The sequence below is a fragment of the Desulfotruncus arcticus DSM 17038 genome, from assembly GCF_900113335.1.
Lineage (GTDB): Bacteria > Bacillota > Desulfotomaculia > Desulfotomaculales > Desulfallaceae > Desulfotruncus > Desulfotruncus arcticus.
Genome location: NZ_FOOX01000040.1, coordinates 1 through 6766, shown reverse-complemented (window position 1 = coordinate 6766; position 6766 = coordinate 1). Strand labels below are relative to the sequence as shown.

Here is a 6766-nt window from a genome sequence, read left to right as displayed (position 1 = left end):
CGAAGTAAGCTGCCGCCTTTTTTAAGATTTCATTTTCCTCTCGAAGATCCCGGACCTGGCGCTCAAGTTTTCTTATCAATTCATCATCTGGGCTTAACTTACCACTACCAGGGAATGGCCCTTCAGGCTTTTCACGATATCTTTTTAACCAACCATGTAGCGTGTTGATTTTTATACCTAATTCCCTTGCAACAGAAGCCACTGATCCTTCGGAAGCTTCTACTCGTTTTATAGCTTCCATTTTAAATTCTGTACTGTATTGCCTTGCCATATTTTTTGCCCCTTTCAATTTCTAGTATACTACGTGTTCTTACTGTCCATCAAAAGGGGTACGGGTCACCAATTCCAGGCGGGCATATACTTTGAGCCGTTGAAAACTATTTTACCCTCAGGATATTTTACATCAAATACTTGCCCAAGACTTTTTATCCGTATACTAGATTGTTTTGGATCAAAGATTGCTCCACTGTTTTCCGACATCTTAAGTGGATCTTTTTCTGCAAAGTATCTAATGGCATATTCGAATGCTGTTTTATACGTTTCTTTATCCTCGCCTATCATATAAGGAAACATTATTTCCCTCATCCTAACAAGTAAAATTCAGCAAGCTTCATGATGGCCATCACAATCAAAAATACAATGATGATTTGCGTCAGCTTGCTTCTATCCAACTTTTTGAATACTTTCAAAGCTGGCAACAGAACTATCACACAGACTACACTGGCAATGGCAGAGTACTCAAAAGTTACCAGTGTTATATTGCCTTCGATGATATGCTGAACCAAAAGTATTGTCAATGTGATAAGCAGAGTTGCCTGCAGATTGGCAAGGTAGCGAATATTGTTTTCAAAGATACTGTGATAGTAATACCCCAACGGAGGTCCGCTCATGCCGAGCATGTTGCATACGCCTGTTACGCAGCCAGCCAAGATACTGTTGGGAACAGAAGCTTTTATCTGCCATCGTCTGTCGGAAACGATGAACAAACCTGCGAACAGAAGCAGGATGATAACTAGTACGATTGTTAACACATCATTGTTCAGTACAAACAGAAAATAAGTGCTGATAATTTGCATAATTAGAACGGGGATGACAACTGGCAAGATTTCTTTTATTTCCACATTTTCTCGTGTTTTAAATAGAAGCACACAGCTCATCACAATGGCGCAGATCACGGTAATAGCAACAGCCGTCTGATAACTAAACATATAAGGAAGAAAAAGCATCATAGGAATACCGACGCCGAATCCTGTAAGTCCCTGAACAAATGCAGATAAACCTACTATTAAAATCAAAAATAATAAAGCTTCCATTTCCATATCTTTATACCCCCTTTGATTGACTAAATGACCAAAGACGGGTTGCAATAACGAGAAAGTAATGGATTTGAATTAATCTTGTTGATCATTGTTCTCTCCAGCCGGCATCTTATTATACAAGCGGTTAATATCGTTGAGAAAACATAATATAATGGATTGTTCGTATTCACTATAGGTATTTATCAAAGATAATTTCTCCTGTCTGGCTTGACTATGCAACTTTTTGTGTTCGTTATAAACATGTTGCCCACCCTCAGTCAGTCGATAATAAATTTCTTTGTTATTATCTGGTCGCTGGTAACTCTCAACTAACCCCTTATTTAGCAGCCTTTTGCAGATTTTACTAATAGCCCCTCGTGTCATCTCCATATCGTTTGCTATTTTTGTGACATTTGCATATTCAATTGTGCCAATCCGATCAATACAATGAACTTCTGCCAGATTAACGCCATCAAACGTAACCTGCCATTCATGAGGGAATATATTTTCTTGAATTTTTATGATTGAATTTACGATTTGCATGGCTAGGTTCATACAATAGCGACCTCCTTTTTGTTGACATGGAAACAAAAACAATATACCATTCTTTTGTTTCCATGTCAACAAAAAGCACGGTATATTTCACCAAATGTAGATAAACTCCGCTTTCAAGCCGCAAGTTTTCCCTATTCCCTTTTAAAAACACACCCGAATTTCCGGGTAATTACCTATCAAGGTGGTAATAGAGATCCGGAAAAATTCATACCGGCGTGGTCCATTATATTTTCCGGGTGATTACTGCCAAGCTTGACCTAAGCAATTAAGCCCGGCAATTATAGATGTAATAAAAACAAAAAAACTGAGGATATTAGTTCCTCAGTTTTTTTAAAAAAATTTGGAGGCGACACCCGGATTTGTTACAAAGCCGTGGAACTTAGCCCTAGGAAATATTGCAAGCTTGCAACCCGTATAGAAAGTTAATATTTGTTATATAGTGTTTGTGGTAAAAAGAAAAAAGTGGAGGTAATATCCCCCTTTTTCAAATTGTTAGGCGATGAATGACCAGTCTTTAAGCAATCAGCCAACCACGTAAATGGTTGAAATTTATTACAGAAATACTCATTGATTCTAGATACCCTGCTAGTCTAAAATCATCTGTTAAAACTAAACACCCTGTATTACCAATATCAATTATCAAAGTATCAGTGAGCCCAAACCTTCTAAAATTCGAGCTTTGGCATACTGCTATAGATTGGTGATAGGACTCCTGCAATACTGTAACCTTTTTTGCAAATACAGGAAAGTACTCGTTTTTTACTTTTTCCGGCAATTGATTGGATAAGTTGCTAACTTCTGTTAGTATATTAGGTGTAGTTAAAATCTTATTGAAATGTTTAATAAAACTTACCATAACTTGGTAATCTTCTATCACGTATTGCTTAGTTCTCTTATATTTTTGAATCCAATCAACACTAAAACTACCTATAAATAAAAGCAACAATAGGTTGGAGTCAATTAGGAGACCATTATTTTTATGTTTTTTGATAAGATTTAATAAATAGTTTTCTTTCATTACGGGTTCCTTATTTTCATTGAAAGTACTCTTCCCGTAATACTGTCTAATTTTATAATCTTATAATATCGTTTGTTAGCTGATACAGGCAAGAACCCTTCCATCATTGATTTTTCTGAAAAACCTATTGTTACATACCAGTATTGCTCATCCTCAGTTAATTCAACTTCTTCAAGTTTGAGATCAACTAGCGACGTTTCCGCAGTCGAATATATTTCCTTAAAGAATTCAAATGCCTTGACAACGGCCTCTTTTACAGATATCACGTTATTCCTCCTCTATACAAATTTAGATATCCCCTACGTCCGCTTATCGGGTGCGGCAAGGGGTACTTAATTTCGAGTCGTGTTACATGCACATTTATTGTTAAAGTACTTTATAATACAGCGAAATTATTGTGGACCATATTTATCAAACCAATAGAAAGTTGGTACATATTATATTTAGACCTGTTAATTGTCTTAACCTGCAACTCTAATTTATCATATATATTCTCAGGTTTTGGTTTATTTAATAATTTTTTATTTTTGGTTGGTGCCAGAGACCGGGCGCTACCCCAAATCATAACTCTGCCCTTGTAATTTCATTTAAGGTACCACATAAACATAAGGAATAATTCTCTAAAGTACGATTATCAGCACTGTATAATGGTGGAGGCGAGTCGCTTGTCGACGTATGCACAGCGAGTAAGGTTCCTGTTATATCCTTATATTACACTGATCCACGGGCCTTACCTAAGCTTCATACTAGCAGATTTTATGTTAATTAAGCAACGTCTATAATGATATGTAAAGTTACCTCATTGATAACCTGTTCCAATGATGATTTGATTTTCAAAATTAATTCTCTAAGCTCTGGGTTATGGAATGGTTTTAATGCATCTGCCATGCTTTCTTGTTCAACTTCATTTAGCTGTTTGACAGTGGGTTCCTGATCTTCTTTTAAGTCATTAGCAAGCCATTTTAACTTAGTTAGTGCCTTTAGTTGACATAGTCAAGGTCGGTTAGCCCAGAATATTTTGTGTTTAATGTGCATTTTGTTAAAACTTTGCAATTTTATAGGGGGAAAAATGAATTTATTGCCGAAAATTAATCTATCTGATAGATTTTTTAATAAGGAGGCAGAAAATGCTTAAAGCCACTAAACTTCCTCCAGAACTAATATCCCTTGTTCATCATATTGAATTAAACAAGGCAGGTTGGTGGGATAAGTCTATTCAAAGACTAATACTTTCAGTCCTATGGAATTCGAATAATTGTTTAACTACAAACAAAATTATAGAAGAATTAAATAGCCAGTTTTTTATAAACATAAGTTTAAATCAATTAGAATCTCAAATTAGTGAATTAGAAGAGACAAATTCGATTTTAAGGCATAATGGGTATATAAAAATAGCTGAAGAATGTTTATCAAAATTAGAAAATGAAAGAAACGAAATACATAACATTGAGGAAGCCACAATCAGACGTTTTAAAGAAATTATATTGCAGCATTGTCCTACAATAGATATCGATGAATTATGGAGCAATTTTAATAATTACCTTTTAATGCCGTTAATAAGAGAAATGGGAGCTCGTACATATGAGATTATTTCTGGAAACAGTCCAGACATAGCTAACATAACAAGTTTTCGGGAGTTCTTAAATATTTACCCCAAAGAACATCATAAAGCTCTGAGAGCATCCGTTATAAACTTTTTAGATCCGAAAAATAATATTGTTCGTAAATACATATTATCACATTTAAATGCATATTTTTTATTGGAAGCTAGTAACCTTTCTGAAGAAACCTTAAAAAAATTATTATCAAATAGCAGTTCGAATCCCAGATTTTATGTATTTGCAGATACTAATTTTTTATTTTCTGTTTTGGGGTTACACGAAAATCCATTTAATGAAGCTGCTAACTTCCTTATGAGCTTAACAAAAAGCTTGACAAATAAAGTTAATGTTAACTTTTTCTCATTACCAACCACAATAGAAGAAACTAAAAAAGCCATAAGTTTTAACTGTGATAATTTAAGTAAAATAATAATGGCTGAAAACTTAGTTGCTGCCACTATAGATACGGAAGCTCAGCTAAGTTATTTTGCTAGAAGATATGCGGAAGAACTAAAAATAAATGCTAATATTAGAGCATATGATTTCTTTTATCCTTACATAAATAATCTTACAGACTTGCTCAAGAAGAATAATATTAGATTATGGAATTATGATAAAAATTATTTTAATAATATTTCAACAAATCAAGAAATTGTTGATGACATTTTGGCTCAACAAGAATTTGAAAAAAAATATTTTCCGGATAAAGCAAAATCTTATGAAAATATACAGCACGATGTAATTTTATGGCATTTTGTATATGGTAAGAGAGAGAAGATAATCAACTCCCCTTTAGAAGCAAAATTTTGGGTAGTTACCCTTGATAATAGGCTATTAGGGTTTGATAGATATAAGAATAAGAACCAAAACCAAACCTTACCATTATGCGTTCATCCTATTACTTTAATTCAAATTTTACAATTTTGGGTTACCAAAACACCAGAATTCGAAGAAACTGTTTTGAATAGTTTTAGATGGCTTTTTATGAGCCAAGAATTTGATGCTGAAGCTGAAAAAATAACTATTAGAATTTTAGAAGTGTTATCTAGATTCGAAAACTGTAATGATTTATCTGTTGATGTAGTTAAAAAAATTTTAGTAGATGATGCATTGAGGGGAAAAATTAAATGCGAGAAAAACCTAGAGAAAGATGTTGAATTTGTGAAAGAGGCATTAATAGAAGAAAACAAAAAAATTGAAAATAAATTAAATGAAGTCCTTACAGTAATAGAAGAAAAAGATAATTTAATTGAGCAAATTAAAGAGGATAAAAATGACATTGAGACCAGATTGAAGGAAGAGCAACAGATGAGGGAGCATTTGGAAAATAGACTAAAAAACTTAGAAAAAACAATAAACCATAATAACACGATACAAAATCAAAAATCAGCTAGATTTAGATTTGTCCTCAATGATATAATTTTATCTGCAATTTTTATGTTTTTGCTTTCAATTATAATATCTTTTAGTTCTAGTAAGCTCACCTCGTTTTCTTTCTGGGATATACAAAAGATGTTAAGCTGTATTATTTTGGCTTTAGTTATTTATAGAGCAAACAGTCAAGGTCTAAATAATGATGATATTAACAATTGGGCTATATTTTTATACATTTCGAAATTTCGAACTTTTATATACACAGTGTTAGTTGGTGTAATAGCATTATTTTTAAAAGAGGAGATTGCTACATTCATAAAACACATATATACTAAACAATAAATTATTAAAAGATTAGAAAACTCGCCAACCGTTTAGACCAGCGAGTTTTTTAATTCAATCGTGCCACTTGTATATTTCGGCCGCATCCGGACACCCATTCAGGAATTATCCGAACAGCATAACGGAAATAGCTACTACCAACTCAAAGCACAATTATCCAGTCGCTGAAAACCTTGTCAACCAAAACTTTACTGTCAGCCAGCCTAATCATGTTTGTTGTAAGATAAAAATACCGAAAGTTGCAAGTTAAAAATCCATAATGTTGCAATTGGAAATTCCATAGTAATGCAAAAATCCATTGCAGGCATAAACCATAACCAATATCCTTGTATTTGACCAAAGAATGCAAGGAGGAGAGGAGCATGCTTACAATGGACAAGATACATGATATCAGATTCCGTTTCTTCGTGAAAGGAGAAAACATTTCCCAAATCGCAGATGCATTGCATTTGGATTGGAAGACGGTGCAGAAGTATGTCGACATGGCGGACTTCAACAAACCGGCTCCCAAACCGGCTTCGGAACAGCGTTTCTGTCCCAAGTTGGATCCCTACAAGCCGACTATTGATAAATGGCTT

8 protein-coding genes and 1 pseudogene are annotated in these 6766 nt (G+C 33.9%); 2 read left to right on the top strand and 7 right to left on the bottom strand.

Translation table 11 applies throughout. The features are described 5' to 3' along the window. The 7 genes from BM056_RS25225 to BM056_RS27475 form a co-directional block, all read right to left on the bottom strand. Positions 1-271, bottom strand: a 271-nt coding sequence (locus BM056_RS25225) for a transposase (protein ID WP_131820851.1), incomplete at its 3' end; no start/stop codon positions are given. Positions 272-336: 65 nt separating this feature from the next. Beyond that, positions 337-561: a hypothetical protein gene (locus BM056_RS25220; protein WP_174550012.1), complete on the bottom strand. Its 225-nt coding sequence runs from the start codon at positions 559-561 to the stop codon at positions 337-339. Positions 562-581: 20 nt separating this feature from the next. Beyond that, the gene (locus BM056_RS25215) at positions 582-1319 is read right to left on the bottom strand and encodes a sulfite exporter TauE/SafE family protein (protein ID WP_092476245.1); all 738 of its coding nucleotides are present in this window, start codon (positions 1317-1319) and stop codon (positions 582-584) included. Positions 1320-1391: 72 nt separating this feature from the next. Further along, positions 1392-1853 carry a MarR family transcriptional regulator gene (locus tag BM056_RS25210; RefSeq protein ID WP_092476242.1) on the bottom strand — a complete coding sequence of 154 codons (462 nt, stop codon included), beginning with the start codon at positions 1851-1853 and terminating at the stop codon, positions 1392-1394. A gap of 514 nt (positions 1854-2367) precedes the next feature. After that, complete coding sequence (locus BM056_RS25205) at positions 2368-2871, bottom strand: PIN domain-containing protein (protein WP_092476239.1); 504 nt, start codon at positions 2869-2871, stop codon at positions 2368-2370. Then, positions 2871-3137 carry a hypothetical protein gene (locus BM056_RS25200; RefSeq protein WP_092476237.1) on the bottom strand — a complete coding sequence of 89 codons (267 nt, stop codon included), beginning with the start codon at positions 3135-3137 and terminating at the stop codon, positions 2871-2873. The genes BM056_RS25205 and BM056_RS25200 overlap by 1 nt, the downstream gene beginning before the upstream one ends. Positions 3138-3636: 499 nt before the next feature. After that, positions 3637-3759, bottom strand: coding sequence for a hypothetical protein (locus BM056_RS27475; RefSeq protein ID WP_274377596.1), 123 nt, complete (start codon positions 3757-3759; stop codon positions 3637-3639). Positions 3760-3998: 239 nt separating this feature from the next. Between BM056_RS27475 and BM056_RS25190 the strand changes: the two genes are divergently transcribed. After that, positions 3999-6188, top strand: a complete 2190-nt coding sequence (locus BM056_RS25190; protein WP_092476231.1) for a hypothetical protein — start codon at positions 3999-4001, stop codon at positions 6186-6188. A gap of 362 nt (positions 6189-6550) precedes the next feature. Next, positions 6551-6766: pseudogene (locus tag BM056_RS25185) on the top strand (IS21 family transposase); the annotation flags it as partial.